We start from the raw sequence: 15,430 nt of genomic DNA on the forward strand, positions 1-15,430 counted from the left end.
CAAGTGAGAATCATCCCCATTCCCGACATGGCGAAACGGCCCCTGACCGGGTCATCCGCGTCCTAGCCTGGAGGCATGCACGATCACGCGCACGCCCACGGCACGGCCCCCGGCGGCATTCGCTCCGCCGGTCACCGCCGGCTCCTGGCCATCTCTCTGACCCTCACCGCGACCGTCATGGTGGTCCAGGTCGTCGGTGCCATCCTGACCGGCTCCCTCGCCCTGCTCGCCGACGCGGCGCACATGTTCACGGACTCCTCCGCGCTGGTCATCGCGCTGATCGCGAGCGCCGTGGCGGCACGGCCGGCGGACGAGCGGCGGACGTTCGGCTATCAGCGCGCCGAGGTGTTCGGCGCGCTGATCAACGGCGTGATCCTCCTGGTGCTGGCCGGCACCGTCGCCGTCGAGGGCATCGGGCGCCTGGTGAACCCGTCCGAGGTCGAGGTCGCGGGTCCCCTGATGCTCGGTGTCGCCGTGGTCGGTCTCCTCGCGAACGCCATCTCGATGTGGCTCCTCAGCGCCGCCCAGCGAACGAGCATCAACGTGCGCGGGGCCTACCTGGAGGTCATGGGGGATCTGATCGGATCCGCCACCGTGATCGTCGCGGCGATCGTGATCGTGACCACGGGATGGATGCCCGCCGACGCCCTGGCCTCGCTGGTGATCGCGGCGATGATCATCCCCCGCGCCATCATGCTGCTGAAGGAGGTGTTCTCCGTCCTCGCCGAGTCGGCGCCGAAGGGGACCGCCGTCGGGGAGATCCGCACGCATCTGCTGGACTATCCGGGAGTCACGGGGGTGCACGACGTGCACGTGTGGCAGCTCACGCGCGGCGCGCCCGTCTTCACCGCGCACGTCTCCGTCGACCCGGCGCTGCTGGAGGAGGGGCGCTCCGCCACTCTCCTCGCGGAGCTGCAGAGCTGTTTGGCGGATCACTTCGACGTGGAGCACTCGACCTTCCAGATCGAGCCGGCCGGCCGACAGGACTGCGAGGCCGCCCACGCCTGAGGGGCGTGCGGGGGATCAGGACTCGACCCGGACCTGCGAGGGGCTCTTGTCCGGCCGGAGCCCCCGCCATCGAGCGTGACGGACCGAGCCGTCCGGCGTCCAGTTGGCGAACTCCACCTCGCCGACGAGGTCCGGGGAGAGCCACACGGCATCGCCGGCGTCGGCGACGGGGACGCCGTCCACCGCGCGGCGGGGGATGCGCAGAGGCTCGAGGCGCTGCTGGAGATCGCGCAGCGTGCGATCGTTGAACCCCGTCCCGACCCGGCCGATGTAGCGCAGTCCGCTCTCGGTGTCCGGCGCGGGCACCGCGAGCAGCAGCGATCCGATGGTCCCCGACCGCGCGCCCTTCCCGGGTCGTATGCCGACGATCACGGCCTCCTGCGTCCGCGTGTGCTTGATCTTGAGCCACCGCGATGAGCGCGTCCCGGGGAGGTACGCCGAGGCCGCGTCCTTGACGACCACGCCTTCCAGTCGCAGCCGGTCGCTCGCCTCGAGCGCAGCGTCGAGATCGTCGAACACGGGAGGGAGGACGATCGCGTCGTCGGTGCCCTCGACGATGCCCTCCAGGAGCTCGCGACGATCCCGCAGGGGGAGCCGGGTGACGTCATGGCCGTCCAGCCGAAGGAGATCGAAGAGGTGGTATCGGACCGGGGTCCGCACCGCCTCGCGTTCGATCTCCCTGCCGCGGGTGAGGTGCATCCGCGCCTGCAATCGCGCGAAGCTCGGCCGTCCGGAGGCGTCGAGGGCGACGATCTCCCCGTCGACGACGGCGTCGGCGACCGCGAACCTCGGTGCGCCGTCCGCGGTGAGCTCCGGATAGCGGTCGGTGATGTCTATGCCGCTGCGGGCATGCAGTCGGAACCGGCCGTCCTCGCCCCGACCGGACCCGGTCCATGTGCCCAGCGCACGGATGCCGTCCCACTTGACCTCCACCCAGCTCGGCGTCCCGAGGCGGCGAGCCGTGCCGGGTGTGCCGTGCTCCGCGAGCATGGGCGCGGGGGGCTCGTCGCCCTCCGGCACCGGGGCGGCGGCACCGGACCGGGACGGGGCAGCGGATGCACGGCGGGCGGGCGGGCGGGGCTTCTCCGTGCGCGCGGAGCGGTCGACCATGCGGTGCAACAGCCAGGACGACTTCTCTCCTGCACCGGAGGTGCGGATGAGCGCGAGCCGGGCGACGCCGAGCGGTCCGCCGGGGCGACCGGTGAACGTCCCGATCACCTCGTCGTCGCGCCACTTCTCCAGGCGGACCGTGCCGGTGTCCCAGACGCTCATCTCCCCGGCCCCGTACTCCCCGGCGGGGATGGTCCCTGCGAAGGTCAGGTACTCGATCGGGTGCGGCTCGGTCATCACGGCCAGGTGGTTGCGTTCCGCGGTGGGCGGCACGCCCTTGGGAACCGCCCAGCTCACCAGCACTCCGGCGTCCTCGATCCGCAGATCGAAGTGCAGGCGCCGGGCGTGGTGCTCCTGGATCACGAATCGGCGCTCGCCGCCCGAGGTCGTCGGCTCCTCGCGGGCCTCGTCCGCGCGCGAAGACCGTCCACGCGCCCGAGCGTCCGGGACGGGCTCGGGCGTGCGCGCGGCATCGCGCTTGGCGCGGTAGGCGTCGAGGCGGTCCTCCTCGGTCGGCGCGAGGGCGTGGAAGGGGTCGATCCCGTCGGCGACCCGGTCGAGGACCTCCGTGAACGAGAGCTGGCGCAGCGCAGGGTCGTCCAGCTCCTCCCACGTGCGCGGCGCGGCGACCCAGGGCTGTGGCCGGCCGCGGAGCGAGTAAGGGGCGATGGTGGTCTTCTTGGCGTTGTTCTGGCTCCAGTCGATGAAGACCTTGCCGGCGCGGACCGCCTTGGCCATGCTGCTGACGGCGAGGTCGGGATGGTCCGCCTCGATCGCCCGCGCCAGTTCGTGGGCGACGGCGGAGACCTGATCGCTCGTCTGCCCGCCGTCGAGGGCCGCGTACAGGTGGATGCCCTTGCTGCCGCTGGTGACGGGGACGAGGTCCAGTCCCATGCCGTCCAGGATCCCGCGCGCGATCCGCGCCACCTCGGCGCACTGCGCGAGATCCGCGCCGGGGCCGGGATCCAGATCCAGGACGAGCCGATCGGGATGACGGCGCTCGCCGCCCGGGCCGAATCGCCACTGCGGAACGTGCAGCTCGATGCTGGCGACCTGTGCGCACCAGACGAGGGCGGCCACCTCTTCGATGAGGGGATACTCCTTCGGTCCGCCGGAGTGCTCGATGGGAAGACGCGGGAGCCAGCTCGGCGCGCCGGGCTCGAGCTGCTTGGCGAAGAAGACGGCCCCGGGCTCCTCGGCCGTACCGACGCCGTCCACCCACCGCTTGCGCGTGACGGGTCGGCCCGAGACGGCCGGAAGCAGCACGGGCGCGATCCGGGCGTAGTAGTCGATGATCTCGCCCTTGGTCGTCCCGGTCTCGGGGTAGACCACCTTCTCCAGGTTGGTCACGCGCAGGCGGCGGCCGCCGATCGTCACGATCTGCTCGGTTCCGGCGGCTCCGGCGCTGGCCATGCCCCCAGGCTATCCGCAAGCCCCTCGCCCTCGGCGGCGCCGGTGGTGTTCACTGGTGCCATGAGGACGATCTGGAAGGGCGCGCTCACGTTCGGTCTGGTCAACGTGCCGGTGAAGGTGTACTCGGCGACCGAGGACCACGACGTGCCGCTGCACCAGGTGCACGACGCCGACGGCGGCCGGATCCGGTACCAGCGCACGTGCGAGGTGTGCGGCCAGGTCATCCCGTACTCGGAGATCGATCGCGCCTACGTGGAAGACGGCACCACGGTGGTGCTGACCAAGGACGACCTCGCCGCGCTCCCCGCCGAGCGCAGCCGCGAGATCGACGTCGTGGAGTTCGTGCCGACCGAGCAGGTGGATCCGCTCACGTACGACAAGGCCTACTACCTCGAGCCGGACTCGTCCTCCCCGAAGGCCTACGCGCTCCTGCGCAAGACGCTGGAGCAGACGGATCGCACGGCGATCGTGCGCTTCACGCTGCGGCAGAAGACGCGGCTGGCGGCGCTGCGCGTGCGCGGGAAGGTGCTGGTGCTCCAGACCCTGCTCTGGGCGGACGAGGTGCGCGAGGCCGCCTTCCCGTCGCTGGACGAGGACGTGAAGATCTCCGACAAGGAGCTGGAGCTCTCGGCGAGTCTGGTCGACAGCTTCTCCGGCGACTTCGACGCGGCCTCGTTCGTGGACGAGTACCAGGCGGAGCTGCGCACCCTCATCGACGCCAAGATCGAGAAGGGCGAGGCGTTCGAGGTGGAGGAGACCTTCGCGGCCCCGGAGGAGGGCGGCGGCGAGGTCATCGATCTCATGGAGGCCCTACGCGCGAGCGTCGAGCGCTCCCGCGCGGCGCGTTCCGGCGGCGACGAGGAGAAGAAGCCGAAGGCGAAGAAGAAGCGGGCCGGCTGAGCCGACCCGCTTCTGCGCGCGAGCGCGCTCGTCAGTGCTTGCCGTCGCCGTCGAGGTCGGGGGCGCGGTCGAAGACCTCCGGGTCGAGCTGCAGGGCGGCGGCGTCGGCGCGTCCGGCCGCGGCCTCCTTCTTGGCCTTGCGGCGCTCGTTGAGGTAGTGCCACAGCGTCACGAGGGCCGTGCCGCCGACGGCGGCGAGGAGGATCAGGTCGATGTACTCCTTGACGAACCAGGCGACCGGCGGGATGAAGCCGATGAGGTAGCCGAACATCGTGAGGCCGAAGCCCCACAGCACGGCGCCGATGAGGTTGTAGAGCGTGTACTTCCGCCAGGGCATGTGGCCCACGCCCGCGGCCACGGGGGCGAAGGTGCGGACGATCGGCACGAACCGGGCGAGGATCACCGTGATGCCGCCGAAGCGCTCGAAGAACGCGTTCGTCCGCTCGACGTTCTTGCGGCTGAACAGTCCGGACTCCTTGCGTTCGAACACGGCGGGGCCGCCCTTGTGCCCGATGACGTAGCCCACTTCTCCGCCGACGAACGCGGCCAGGCCGATGAGGAGGGCCACGATCCAGACATTGATGCCGAACACGCCGTGCTCGGCGGCGCCGATCGGGTGCGACAGCAGCCCGGAGATCACCAGGAGGGTGTCGCCGGGCAGCAGGAAGCCGACGAGGAGGCCCGTCTCGGCGAAGACGATGAAGCAGACGACGAGAAGCGCCCAGGGGCCGGCGGCGCCGATGATCGTCTCGGGGTCGAGCCAGGGGATGAGCGCGGCGTGATGCAAGAGAGTGGTCCCGTCGGTCGTGGGGGTCGGCGGTGCGGTGCAGCCTCGTCGGGCGAGGACGCCCGGGAGCCGTGCAAGCGACGGTCGACGTCGCTCGTGCGGAAGGTGGGACTTGAACCCACACGCCCGGAGGCACAGGAACCTAAATCCTGCGTGTCTGCCAGTTTCACCACTCCCGCGAAGCCCGTTCAGTCTACTGATCCGCGCCCTGTGCGTCTTGGGGGAGCCCCGGAAACATGCGGAGGGGTTTCCCTACCGCTGGCGCCCGTGCTCTGTGGATAACTTCTGCACGCGCCGCCGCGTCCTTGGCAGGATGCTCCCGTGCTCCTCTCCACCTCGTCCGCCGTCGTCGCCGAACGGGTCCGCGCCCGGCTGCGGGCGGAGCGGACGGATCCCGCCCTGCACCCCGAGCAGGCTCGCCGGATCGCCCTGTCCGAGATCCGCCGGCACAACGACCGAGCGCTGGTGCAGGGCGCCGAGCTGATCGAGGATGAGGCCGCCTGCGTCCGGGATGTGCTGGCCGGCGTCAGCGGATACGGCGCGCTCCAGCCGCTGCTCGACGCCGAGGACGTGGAGGAGATCTGGCTGAACGGGCCCTCTGCCGTGTTCGTCGCGCGCCAGGGCCGTTCGGAGCGCGTGCCTGTCCGGCTGACCGATGCCCAACTGCGGGACGTGGTGGAGCGGATGCTGCACAGCACGGGCCGGCGGGTGGATGTCGGCCAGCCCTTCGTGGACGCCTCCCTGCCGGACGGCTCCCGTCTGCACGTGGCGATCGCGGACGTGGTCCGCGGCGGCTGGGCGGTCAACATCCGCAAGTTCCTCCCGCGCTACCGGGGTCTGAACGCGCTCGTGGACGGCGGGATGCTGTCGCCCGAGGACGCGGCGCTGCTGTCGCGCGCGGTGCGCGGCGGCGGCACGGTGATCGTGTCCGGAGCGACGCACGCGGGGAAGACGACGCTGCTCGGCGCGCTGATCGCCGAATGCGAGCACCAGCGGGTCGTCACCGTGGAGGAGACGTTCGAGCTCGGGGTGGACCTGCCCGACGTGGTCGCCCTGCAGGGCCGCCAGGCCGGACTGGAGGGGACGGGCGAGGTGACGCTGCGGCGCCTGGTCAAGGAGGCGTTGCGGATGCGACCGGACCGGATCGTCATCGGCGAGGTGCGCGGCGAGGAGGCGCTCGACCTCCTGCTCGCGCTCAACACCGGAATTCCGGGCGCGGGAACCGTCCATGCGAACTCGGCGGCGGACGCGGTGGAGAAGCTCGCCCTGCTGCCGCTGCTGGCGGGGCGGAACATCGACCGCGCCTTCGTCGCCCCCGCTCTCGTCTCCGCGGTCGACCTCGTCGTGCACTGTGCCCGCGACGGGTCCGGCCGGCGCACGGTCGCCGAGATCGTGGAGCCCGTGGGGGTGGACCCGGACGGACGGATCCGCACCCGTGTCGTCGGGCCGGCGGTGGCGACATGACGATCCTGCTCGGGGTGATCCTCGCGGCCGGGCTGCTCCTCGCGGTCTCCCCGTGGCTGTGGCCGCTGCGCGAGCCCTCCGCCCCGGTGGCGAGGGCCGGTCGGATCGACCGGCTCTCGCACGAGGCCGGATTCGCGGCATCCGGGCGCATGGTGATCGCGGCCTCGGCCGGTGGGGGAGCGCTCGTCGCATCGATCGCGTGGCTGGTGACGACCTCCGCCGCCTTCGCCGTGGTCGCCGGAGCGGCCGGGGCGGCCGCGCCGTTCGCGTACCTGCGGGGTCGCCGACACCGACTGCTCCGCTCGCGGCGAGCGCTGTGGCCGGATGTCTGCGATCTGCTGGTGTCGGGCATACGCGTCGGTCTCCCGCTTCCGGACGCGCTCGCCGGGCTGGCCGAATCGGTACCGGCTCCGCTGCGACCGGCCTTCGCCGCGTTCGCCCGCGACCTGCACGCCACGGGCCGCTTCGACGTGGCGACGGCGCGCCTGAAGGACGCGCTGGCGGACCCCGTGGCGGATCGCATCCTCGAAACGGTGCGCATGGCCCGTGAGGTCGGCGGCACGGAGCTCGGGACGGTGCTGCGCAGCCTGTCCGGCTCGGTGCGGGCCGAAGCGGCGCTGCGAGCGGAGGTGGAAGCGCGCCAGTCCTGGATCCGGGGCGCCGCCGTGCTCGGTGCGATCGCACCCTGGGTGATTCTCTGCCTTCTGCTGCTTCGGCCGGAGGGCGCGCAGGCGTACGCCACGGCGGAAGGCATCGCCGTGATCCTCGTCGGCGCCGGTGTCTCCGCCTTGGCGTTCCGGATCATGCTCCGCATCGGACGCCTTCCGGAACAGCGGCGGTGGTTCCGGTGAGCATCGTCACGGACGCCGCAACGGCGGTGCTTCTCGGGGGCCTTCTCGCCGTCGGCACCCTGATCCTGCTCGCGGCCTTCCCCCGGTGGCGGACCGCGTCCCTCATCCTCCGCGTGGCTCCGCATGTCCGTGACGTCGTGGACCTCCCCGAGGGACGGACCGAGCGTTGCTGGCGGATGCCGGTCGCCGGACGCGGGCTCGCGATCCTGCGTACCGCGATCGCCGGCATCGGACCAGGCGATGCCGCCGTCGCCGTCCGCCTCGCGCAGGCGGGAAGCCGCCGTGACGTCACCTCGTTTCGGAGCAGGCAGCTGGCGGCTGTGGTCCTGGGGCTCCTCGCCGGCGCCCTCGCGACACTCCTGTTGGTGCTTCTCGGCCGGATGAGCGTGCCGGCGCTCCTGCTTCCCGCCGTCTCGGCGGGCATCGCCGGGCTGGGGGCGGATGCACTGCTGACCGTGCGCGCCCGCGCCCGCGTCGATCGCATCGCCGAGGAACTGCCCACGGTCCTGGAGTTCTTCGCCCTCTGCCTGTCCGCCGGCGAGGGGCTGCGCGAGAGTCTCCGTCGCGTGGCTTCCGTCGGCAGCGGCGAGCTGAGCGCCGAGCTCCGCGGCGTGATGCTCGCGGTGGGCACGGGATCCACGCTGGCCGACGCTCTCACGGAGTGCGCGCAGCGGCTGCAGATCCCCGCGTTCTCCCGCGCCGTGGATCAGGTGGTCGCGGCGCTCGAACGCGGCGCTCCGCTCGCGTCCGTGCTTCAGGCCCAGGCGGCGGACGCCCGCGAGGAGACCAAGCGAGACCTGATCGAGCGCGCCGGGCGGAAAGAGATCCTCATGCTCCTGCCGCTCGTCTTCCTCATCCTGCCCCTCAGCATCGTCTTCGCCGTGTTCCCGGGACTGGTGATCCTCCGCATGGGGATCGGATGACGCCGCAACCCCGCTCTCGCACGAATCCGATGACGTTTCCGCCGACAAAGAAGGAGAACCCATGAACACCCTGCGCCTCCTGCGTGACCGCCTCGCCATCCCGACAGAGGCCGCGTTGGGACTGTCCCACGACGACGACCCGGAGCGCGGAGACGTTCCCGGATGGGTCCTCATCACGTTGATGACGGCCGGGCTCGTGGTGCTGATCTGGGCCGTCGCGGGCCCCGCGCTCACCAGCCTCTTCGAGCAGGCCATCGGCAAGGTGGGCGGGATCTGACGTGCGGTGCGGCCGTCGCGAGCGCGCCCGGACGGATCGGATGTCCGGCGTCGAGATCGCCTCGGCGAGACGGGAGGACGGCGAGCGCGGATCCGGCCCGGTCGAGTTCGTGCTCGTCGGCACCCTGCTGACCGCGGTCACGCTCGCTGTGCTTCAACTGGGCATCGCCGTGTACGTGCGCAACGTCGTCCACGACGCCGCCGTCGATGGCGCACACGTCGCCGCGCTCGCCGACACGGATGATGCCGACGGGATCCGGACCGCGCGCGAGGCCATCTCGCGGACGGTCGGCGCGGGCTATGCCGAGGACATCTCGATCGCCGCGACCACGGAGCTGGGTGTTCCCACGGTGGAGGTGACGGTGCGGTCGCCGTTGCCGGTCCTGGGCCTCGTCAGCATCCCGTTCGCACTGGAGGTGACCGGACGTGCTCCCCAGGAGTCCTTCGGCCCGGAATGAGCGGAGACGACGGGAACCGTGGGACCTGATCCTCGGGGACCGGGGTTCTGCGGCGTTGGAGTTCATCGCGGTCGGCACGATCCTGCTCGTCCCCGTGGCCTACCTGGTCGTGGCTCTGGGCGTCGTCCAGGACCAGCTCCTCGGCGTGCAGTCGGCTGCCCGGCACACGGCGCGGCTCGTCAGCACCGCCGCCGGAGCGGAGGAGGCGCAGGAGCGCGCGGACAGGGTGATGGCCACAGCGGTCGTCGAGTACGGGATAGACCCGGAGGCGGTGCAGGTGTTCGTGACGTGCATCCCGGCGGGAGCGTCGTGTCCGTCCGCCGGGGCGACGGTCATCGTCACCGTCGGCACGCGCGTGGCGCTTCCGCTGATCCCGCCGTTCCTGGGCGGGGATTTCCCCACCGGCATCCCGATCGAGGCCTCCGCGGCCTACAAGGTCTCCCGGACCTGGGGCAGCGGATGATCGGGGGCACGGCGGTCGGAGGAGAGCGCGGAAGCACTCTGCCCCTGCTGCTCGGGTACGTCGTGCTGGCCCTCGCCCTGCTGGTCGTGTGCGTCTGCGCGACCGATCTCCACCTCGCCCAGAAGCGTCTCGACGCTGTGGCGGATGCGGCGGCGCTCGCCGGGGCGGACGGCTTCACGGTGGCGTCGGTCGACGGGGTCGCGGTTCTCCGGCTCAGCGATGCCGCGGTCCGCGAGCAGGCGGCGGCGGTCCTCGCCGCCGAGGAGGGCGGACGAGCGGAGCTGGTGTCGGCAGGCACGCCGGATGGCACCTCGGCGCGGGTGACGGTGCGGGCGGTCTGGGCGCCGCCGTTGCTCGCCGACGCCGTGCCGCCTCTCGTGGAGCTGCGCTCCACGGCGACCAGCCGCACCGTCCTGCGATGACGGACCCGGTCGCGGCGGCCGGCTACTCGGTGGGAGGGCGAGGGACGAACCGCGGGATCCAGCGCAGGAATCCGAGCGCGCCCACGAGCCCGATCGCGCCGATGACGCCGGTCGCCAGCGACAGGGAGGTCGCCGCGGCGACGCCGGAGAAGAGGAGTGGGGCGATCGCGCCGCCGGCGTCGGTCAGCGTGCGCCACGAGCCCAGGAACGCCGCCGGCTCGGTGCGGGGAGCCACGTCCGCGCCCAGGGTGAGCAGGATGCCGCTGGACAGCCCGTTGCCGACGCCGAGCACTGCCGCGACCATCCCGAACCACAGGACGGCGGCGTCTCCGTCGTGGGTGAAGGAGAGGACGAGGAAGCCGGCTCCCATCAGCAGCATCGCGGGAAGGGCGGCCCAGAGGCGCCCGAACCGGTCCATGACCTGTCCGCTGGCGTAGAAGAGCGCGAAGTCGATGGCCCCGGAGACGCCGACCACCAGGGCGATCGTCTGCGCGTCCAGCCCGATCGAGACGCCCCACAGCGGCAGCACCACCTGGCGGGCGGAGCGCACCGCGGACAGGGACGCCGCCGCCAGCCCGAGACGCCCGAGCACACCGCGGTTGCGCCACATCGTGGCGAAGACCCCGACGCGCTCGAAAGTGGGGATCGATCCGCTGACCGCCTCGCCCGAGTCCTCGGCCGGCGCCGGGGCACGCAGCCGGCGTTCCGCGGCGTCCTTCGCCAGCGCCTGCTCCTCCGGATCCGGCCCGAGCAGGACCAGCAGCACGAGTCCGACGAGGCACACGGCGAAGAACCAGAGCGTGGAGATCTCCGTCCCGAACACGCTCAGCAGGACCGCCGCGAGGAACGGGCCGAGGAACATGCCCAGGCGGAAGGAGCCTCCGAGCAGCGACAGCGCCCGAGCCCGGAACTCCAGCGGCACGCGCGTGGTCATGAACGCATGACGGGCCAGCCCGAAGGCCGCCGCGGACATCCCGACCACGAAGACGGCGGCGGTGAACAGAATCAGGCTGGGTGCCAGGGCGCTGGCCACGGCGCCGACCAGCGACAGTCCGCCGGCGATCACCATGGTGTAGCGCTCGCCGATGCGGGCCACGAGCCACCCCGCGGGGAGGTTCCCGCAGAGTTGCCCGACCACGAGGGCGGAGGCGACGAGGGCGGCGGTCGCGAGATCGGCGCCGCGTCCGGCCGCGATGACCGGGATGAGCGGCAGCACCGCGCCCTCGCCGATCGCGAAGAGCAGCGTCGGCAGGTACACCATGGGCCCGTACTGCCGCAGGACGGCGCTCGCGCGGGTTGCCATGGTCCCCACGCTACGCCGTCGGCGCGCGGTCGCCGGGCAGGCGGCGCGGCGAGGCCGCGGTGCCCGGGGATGCCGCGCGCGGCGGAAGGCCCGCCGGCGCGATAGTCTGAAGTGCCATGCTCGAACTCGATCTCTCCGCCGACATCGCGGCCCTCCGACAGACCTTCGGCGACATCCGCGAGGTCGTGAACACCGACGGTCTGCGCACCGACATCGCCCGCCTCAGCGAGGAGGCCGGCGCGCCCGACCTCTGGGACGACCCCGAGAAGGCGCAGAAGGTCACCAGCGCCCTCAGCCACAAGCAGGCCGAGCTCAAGCGGGTGACCGAGGTGGAGCAGCGCCTCGACGACCTGGAGGTGCTCGTCGACCTCGCCAACGAGATGGACGACGAGGACTCCGCCGCCGAGGCGCGCAGCGAGCTCGCCGCGCTCACCGAGACGATCAACCAGCTCGAGGTGCAGACCCTGCTGGACGGCGAGTACGACGAGCGCGCCGCCATCATCACCATCCGCTCGGGCGCCGGCGGCGACGACGCCACGGACTTCGCCGAGATGCTCCTGCGCATGTACCTGCGCTGGGCGGAGCAGCACAAGTACCCCGTCAAGGTGATGGACACCTCCTATGCGGAGGGCGCCGGCATCAAGTCAGCCACGTTCGAGGTCGACGCCCCCTACGCGTTCGGCACCCTGTCCGTCGAGGCCGGCACGCACCGTCTCGCACGCATCAGCCCGTTCGGGTCCGCCGACAAGCGGCAGACCTCGTTCGCCGCGGTCGAGGTCATCCCGCTCATGGAGGAGGCGACCGAGGTCGACATCCCCGAGGGCGACATCCGCGTCGACGTCTTCCGCTCGTCGGGCCCCGGCGGCCAGTCCGTGAACACCACGGACTCCGCGGTGCGCATCACGCACCTCCCGACCGGCATCGTCGTCTCGATGCAGAACGAGAAGTCGCAGATCCAGAACCGCGCCGCCGCCATGCGCGTGCTGCAGACGCGGCTCCTGCTCCTCCAGAAGGAGGAGGAGGCGGCCAAGAAGAAGGAGCTGGCGGGCAACATCACCGCGAGCTGGGGCGATCAGATGCGCTCGTACTTCCTCTACGGACAGCAGCTCGTCAAGGACCTGCGCACCGGATACGAGTCCGGCAACCCCGCGACCGTCTTCGACGGCGACCTGGACGGCTTCATCTCGGCGGGGATCCGCTGGCGCAAGCGCAAGGACGACGACGACTGATCCTTCCGCCGTCCGACACGGCGCGATTCTGTGAGTCCGCTGAACGGAATCTCGCCGGGCGGTCGTAGGGTGGTCTCTCGATGGCTTGGACACGGAGAATAGCGGCGTCGTCCGCGATAGCGACCCTGATCGTCCCCTTCGCCGCAGTGGCCGCGCACGCGGCGCTCCCCGGGGAGGCTCCGCCGCCCGTCCACACGGTGTCGCTCGCCGTGCCCGCGCAGACGTACATCGTGGCCTCGGCCGCTCAGGATCGTCCGCAGCCGGCCCGCGAGGGGTACACGGTCGAGGTTCCCCCGCCGCCGGCGCCGGAACCGGTCGCCGCCCCGGAGCCCGGACTCGCCTCAGTGCCTGACGGTGTCGACGAGGAGCCGTCCGCCGACGAGCAGCCCTCCGAGGAGTACGTCGCGCCGCCGGTCCCACAGGGGTACTCCGGCGCGAACATCGTCGCCTACGCGGAGTCCTTCGTCGGCATCGTGCCCTACGGGTACGGCAACGACCCGTCCGACTCCTTCTCGTGCGACGGGCTCGTCCAATACGTGTTCGGGCAGTACGGGATCAGCCTGCCGCGCGGCGCCGACAGCCAGGCGGCGCTCGGCACCGTCATCTCGCCGGCCGAGGCCCAGGCGGGGGACCTGCTGTGGTGGCCCGGCCAGCACATCGGCATCTACGACGGCGCCGGCGGCATGATCGACTCGCCGGACTTCGGTCGCTACGTCGAGCACCGCGGGATCTGGGGATCCCCGGTCTACGTGCGCCTCTGACCGTCCGTTGCGATCCCCGGGTCTGTGCGTGTCCCGGGTGCGGGGTGTCGCTCGCGGGCACGGCCCCTCGCCCGCTTAGGCTCAAGACGCCATGATCCGATTCGACAACGTCACCAAGCGCTACCGCGGGACGAAACGCCCCGCGCTGTCCGGAGTCGACTTCGAAGTGCAGCGGGGCGAGTTCGTCTTCCTCGTCGGAGCCTCCGGATCCGGGAAGAGCTCCTGCCTTCAGCTCATCCTCCGTGAGGAGTCCCCGACCTCCGGTCGCGTCGCCGTGCTCGGCCGCGACCTGAAGACCATCGCGAACCGCAAGGTGCCGTACTTCCGGCGCAACATCGGATCGGTCTTCCAGGACTTCCGCCTGCTCCCGTCCAAGACCGTGTTCCAGAACGTCGCGTTCACGCTGCAGGTCATCGGATCCTCCCGCGGGTTCATCCATCAGGCCGTTCCCGAGGCGCTGGCCCTCGTCGGGCTCGCCGGCAAGGAGAAGCGGCTCCCGCACGAGCTCTCCGGAGGCGAGCAGCAGCGCGTCGCGATCGCCCGCGCGATCGTGAACCGGCCGGCCATCGTCCTCGCCGACGAGCCCACCGGAAACCTCGACCCCGCCACGTCCGTGGACATCATGCAACTGCTGGCCCGGATCAACGCCGGCGGCACCACCGTCCTCATGGCGACCCACGAGGCGGGCTTCGTGGACCAGATGCGCCGGCGCGTCATCGAGCTGCGCGACGGAGAGCTGGTGCGCGACGAGGTCCGCGGCGGCTACGGCGACACGTCCAACGTGCCGCGACTGACCCCCGAGGCGATCAAGGGCGCGGCGGCGACCGCGGCGCTGACCGCCGCGCTGGAGGTGCAGCGCGAGACCGCGGCCCAGATCGCCGAGCCGGTCGACCCCGCTGCCGAGCGGCCCGCCGAGGCCCCGCGCACCGCGGACTCCGCCGCCGACGTGCCCGCTGAGCAGCGACCGGCGGAGAAGCCGGCGGGGGAGAAGGACCCGGTCGCGCCCGCGCCCCCGGCACCGACCGTCGAGGTCGCCGAGCTGGGAGTCGCTGATCGCCTGGGGCTCGACCGGGGCGACGACGAGGAAGTGGGGCCGACGTCATGAGGTTCGGACTCATCCTCTCCGAGGCCTTCACGGGGCTGCGGCGCAATGCGTCGATGGTGATCTCCGTGGTGCTCGTCACGTTCGTCTCGCTCACCTTCGTCGGGGCGGCGATCCTGATGCAGTCCCAGATCGGCACCATGCGCGCCTTCTGGGAGGATCGGGCGCAGGTCGGCGTGATCATGTGCTCGGCCGTGTCGACGAACGAGGAATGCGTCGACGGCACCGCGACCGAGGAGCAGCTGGCCGCGGTCAAGGCGGAGCTGGAGAGCCCGACGCTCGCACCGCTCATCTCGGATGTGCGCTTCGAGAACCGCGACGAGGCTTACCAGAACACCCTCGCGCTCGTCGGCGAGGACTACGCCGACGTCATCACTCCGGAACAGATGAACGAGACGTACTGGGTGAGTCTGAAGGACCCCGCCCAGTCGCCGGTCATCACGGAGGCCTTCCAGGGGGTGAAGGGCGTCGAGGAGGTCAAGGACCAGCTCGAGTACCTGGACCCGCTGTTCTCGGCGCTGACCGTCGCCACCTACATCGCCGTGGGCATCGCGGTGCTGATGCTCATCGCGGCGGTGCTGCTGATCGGGACGACGATCCGGCTGTCCGCCTATGCGCGGCGCCGGGAGATCGGGATCATGCGCCTGGTCGGCGCGTCGAACCGCTTCATCCAGACCCCGTTCGTGCTCGAGGGCGTCTTCGCCGCGGTGATCGGATCGATCCTGGCGAGCGTCGCGGTGGTGCTCGGGGTCCACTTCGGAGTGAACCAGTACCTGGCGGGGAGGGTCCCGTTCATCACCTCGTGGGTGACGATGCAGGACGCCTTCCTCGTCGTGCCGGTGCTCATCGCGATCGGGATCGTGCTGGCGGCGCTGTCCGCGGGGTTCGCCATCCGTCGCTGGCTGCGGGCCTGATCCGGTAGGCTGACAGGCTGGCCCGCTGAGGATGCGGGCCGCAGTC

At 71.5% G+C, this 15,430-nt stretch carries 16 protein-coding genes and 1 tRNA gene; 13 read left to right on the forward strand and 4 right to left on the reverse strand.

The window, feature by feature from the left end; genetic code table 11:
- Nucleotides 1-75: 75 nt before the first annotated feature.
- Nucleotides 76-1,008 (forward strand): cation diffusion facilitator family transporter, encoded by a 933-nt coding sequence (locus tag K8F61_RS01600; protein WP_231820465.1) that lies wholly within the window; start codon nucleotides 76-78, stop codon nucleotides 1,006-1,008.
- 15 nt (nucleotides 1,009-1,023) lie between these two features.
- On the opposite strand, the gene K8F61_RS01605 is transcribed toward K8F61_RS01600, so the two are convergent.
- Entirely contained in the window at nucleotides 1,024-3,531 is a 2,508-nt protein-coding gene (locus K8F61_RS01605; RefSeq protein ID WP_231820466.1) for an ATP-dependent DNA ligase, read from the reverse strand.
- A 60-nt stretch (nucleotides 3,532-3,591) separates the two neighbouring features.
- Between K8F61_RS01605 and ku the strand changes: the two genes are divergently transcribed.
- The gene (gene ku / locus K8F61_RS01610) at nucleotides 3,592-4,431 is read left to right on the forward strand and encodes a non-homologous end joining protein Ku (RefSeq protein ID WP_067243514.1); all 840 of its coding nucleotides are present in this window, start codon (nucleotides 3,592-3,594) and stop codon (nucleotides 4,429-4,431) included.
- A gap of 31 nt (nucleotides 4,432-4,462) precedes the next feature.
- Here ku and K8F61_RS01615 read toward each other — a convergent pair whose 3' ends face one another.
- Together K8F61_RS01615 and K8F61_RS01620 are read right to left on the reverse strand one after the other, a co-directional pair.
- Nucleotides 4,463-5,218, reverse strand: a complete 756-nt coding sequence (locus K8F61_RS01615) for a DedA family protein (RefSeq protein WP_067243513.1) — start codon at nucleotides 5,216-5,218, stop codon at nucleotides 4,463-4,465.
- 97 nt (nucleotides 5,219-5,315) lie between these two features.
- Nucleotides 5,316-5,397 (reverse strand) — tRNA-Leu (locus tag K8F61_RS01620).
- 142 nt (nucleotides 5,398-5,539) lie between these two features.
- Here K8F61_RS01620 and K8F61_RS01625 point away from each other — a divergent pair.
- From K8F61_RS01625 to K8F61_RS01655, 7 genes are all read left to right on the forward strand, one after another.
- The gene (locus tag K8F61_RS01625; protein WP_231820467.1) at nucleotides 5,540-6,682 is read left to right on the forward strand and encodes a CpaF family protein; all 1,143 of its coding nucleotides are present in this window, start codon (nucleotides 5,540-5,542) and stop codon (nucleotides 6,680-6,682) included.
- Entirely contained in the window at nucleotides 6,679-7,533 is an 855-nt protein-coding gene (locus K8F61_RS01630; protein ID WP_231820468.1) for a type II secretion system F family protein, read from the forward strand. The genes K8F61_RS01625 and K8F61_RS01630 overlap by 4 nt, the downstream gene beginning before the upstream one ends.
- Nucleotides 7,530-8,456: a type II secretion system F family protein gene (locus tag K8F61_RS01635; protein ID WP_231820469.1), complete on the forward strand. Its 927-nt coding sequence runs from the start codon at nucleotides 7,530-7,532 to the stop codon at nucleotides 8,454-8,456. The genes K8F61_RS01630 and K8F61_RS01635 overlap by 4 nt, the downstream gene beginning before the upstream one ends.
- Before the next feature lie 61 nt (nucleotides 8,457-8,517).
- Nucleotides 8,518-8,733 (forward strand): hypothetical protein, encoded by a 216-nt coding sequence (locus K8F61_RS01640; protein WP_231820470.1) that lies wholly within the window; start codon nucleotides 8,518-8,520, stop codon nucleotides 8,731-8,733.
- 40 nt (nucleotides 8,734-8,773) lie between these two features.
- Nucleotides 8,774-9,190 (forward strand): TadE family protein, encoded by a 417-nt coding sequence (locus K8F61_RS01645; RefSeq protein WP_231820471.1) that lies wholly within the window; start codon nucleotides 8,774-8,776, stop codon nucleotides 9,188-9,190.
- 55 nt (nucleotides 9,191-9,245) lie between these two features.
- Entirely contained in the window at nucleotides 9,246-9,653 is a 408-nt protein-coding gene (locus K8F61_RS01650) for a TadE family protein (RefSeq protein WP_231820472.1), read from the forward strand.
- A complete protein-coding gene (locus K8F61_RS01655; RefSeq protein ID WP_231820473.1) occupies nucleotides 9,650-10,075 on the forward strand; it encodes a pilus assembly protein TadG-related protein in 426 nt (141 codons plus the stop codon). The genes K8F61_RS01650 and K8F61_RS01655 overlap by 4 nt, the downstream gene beginning before the upstream one ends.
- Nucleotides 10,076-10,097: 22 nt before the next feature.
- Here the strand turns inward: K8F61_RS01655 and K8F61_RS01660 are convergent, their stop codons facing one another.
- Nucleotides 10,098-11,378, reverse strand: a complete 1,281-nt coding sequence (locus tag K8F61_RS01660; protein ID WP_231820474.1) for an MFS transporter — start codon at nucleotides 11,376-11,378, stop codon at nucleotides 10,098-10,100.
- A gap of 116 nt (nucleotides 11,379-11,494) precedes the next feature.
- On the opposite strand from K8F61_RS01660, the gene prfB reads away from it, so the two are divergent.
- From prfB to ftsX, 4 genes are all read left to right on the forward strand, one after another.
- Nucleotides 11,495-12,607, forward strand: a complete 1,113-nt coding sequence (gene prfB, locus K8F61_RS01665) for a peptide chain release factor 2 (RefSeq protein ID WP_067243506.1) — start codon at nucleotides 11,495-11,497, stop codon at nucleotides 12,605-12,607.
- An 80-nt stretch (nucleotides 12,608-12,687) separates the two neighbouring features.
- Nucleotides 12,688-13,368 carry a C40 family peptidase gene (locus tag K8F61_RS01670; protein ID WP_231820475.1) on the forward strand — a complete coding sequence of 227 codons (681 nt, stop codon included), beginning with the start codon at nucleotides 12,688-12,690 and terminating at the stop codon, nucleotides 13,366-13,368.
- A gap of 91 nt (nucleotides 13,369-13,459) precedes the next feature.
- A complete protein-coding gene (ftsE, locus tag K8F61_RS01675) occupies nucleotides 13,460-14,473 on the forward strand; it encodes a cell division ATP-binding protein FtsE (RefSeq protein WP_231820476.1) in 1,014 nt (337 codons plus the stop codon).
- The gene (ftsX, locus tag K8F61_RS01680; protein WP_067243503.1) at nucleotides 14,470-15,384 is read left to right on the forward strand and encodes a permease-like cell division protein FtsX; all 915 of its coding nucleotides are present in this window, start codon (nucleotides 14,470-14,472) and stop codon (nucleotides 15,382-15,384) included. The genes ftsE and ftsX overlap by 4 nt, the downstream gene beginning before the upstream one ends.
- Nucleotides 15,385-15,430: the final 46 nt, after the last annotated feature.

Source organism: Microbacterium resistens, assembly GCF_021172025.1.
GTDB classification, from domain to species: Bacteria; Actinomycetota; Actinomycetes; order Actinomycetales; family Microbacteriaceae; genus Microbacterium; species Microbacterium resistens.

Bases quoted from the DNA above. Each gene is read 5' to 3' on its own strand.
- K8F61_RS01600 (WP_231820465.1), top strand. From the start codon at position 76: ATGCACGATCACGCGCACGCCCACGGCACGGCCCCCGGCGGCATTCGC.
- K8F61_RS01605 (WP_231820466.1), bottom strand. From the start codon at position 3,531: ATGGCCAGCGCCGGAGCCGCCGGAACCGAGCAGATCGTGACGATCGGC.
- ku (WP_067243514.1), top strand. From the start codon at position 3,592: ATGAGGACGATCTGGAAGGGCGCGCTCACGTTCGGTCTGGTCAACGTG.
- K8F61_RS01630 (WP_231820468.1), top strand. From the start codon at position 6,679: ATGACGATCCTGCTCGGGGTGATCCTCGCGGCCGGGCTGCTCCTCGCG.
- K8F61_RS01640 (WP_231820470.1), top strand. From the start codon at position 8,518: ATGAACACCCTGCGCCTCCTGCGTGACCGCCTCGCCATCCCGACAGAG.
- K8F61_RS01645 (WP_231820471.1), top strand. From the start codon at position 8,774: ATGTCCGGCGTCGAGATCGCCTCGGCGAGACGGGAGGACGGCGAGCGC.
- K8F61_RS01655 (WP_231820473.1), top strand. From the start codon at position 9,650: ATGATCGGGGGCACGGCGGTCGGAGGAGAGCGCGGAAGCACTCTGCCC.
- K8F61_RS01660 (WP_231820474.1), bottom strand. From the start codon at position 11,378: ATGGCAACCCGCGCGAGCGCCGTCCTGCGGCAGTACGGGCCCATGGTG.
- prfB (WP_067243506.1), top strand. From the start codon at position 11,495: ATGCTCGAACTCGATCTCTCCGCCGACATCGCGGCCCTCCGACAGACC.
- K8F61_RS01670 (WP_231820475.1), top strand. From the start codon at position 12,688: ATGGCTTGGACACGGAGAATAGCGGCGTCGTCCGCGATAGCGACCCTG.
- ftsE (WP_231820476.1), top strand. From the start codon at position 13,460: ATGATCCGATTCGACAACGTCACCAAGCGCTACCGCGGGACGAAACGC.
- ftsX (WP_067243503.1), top strand. From the start codon at position 14,470: ATGAGGTTCGGACTCATCCTCTCCGAGGCCTTCACGGGGCTGCGGCGC.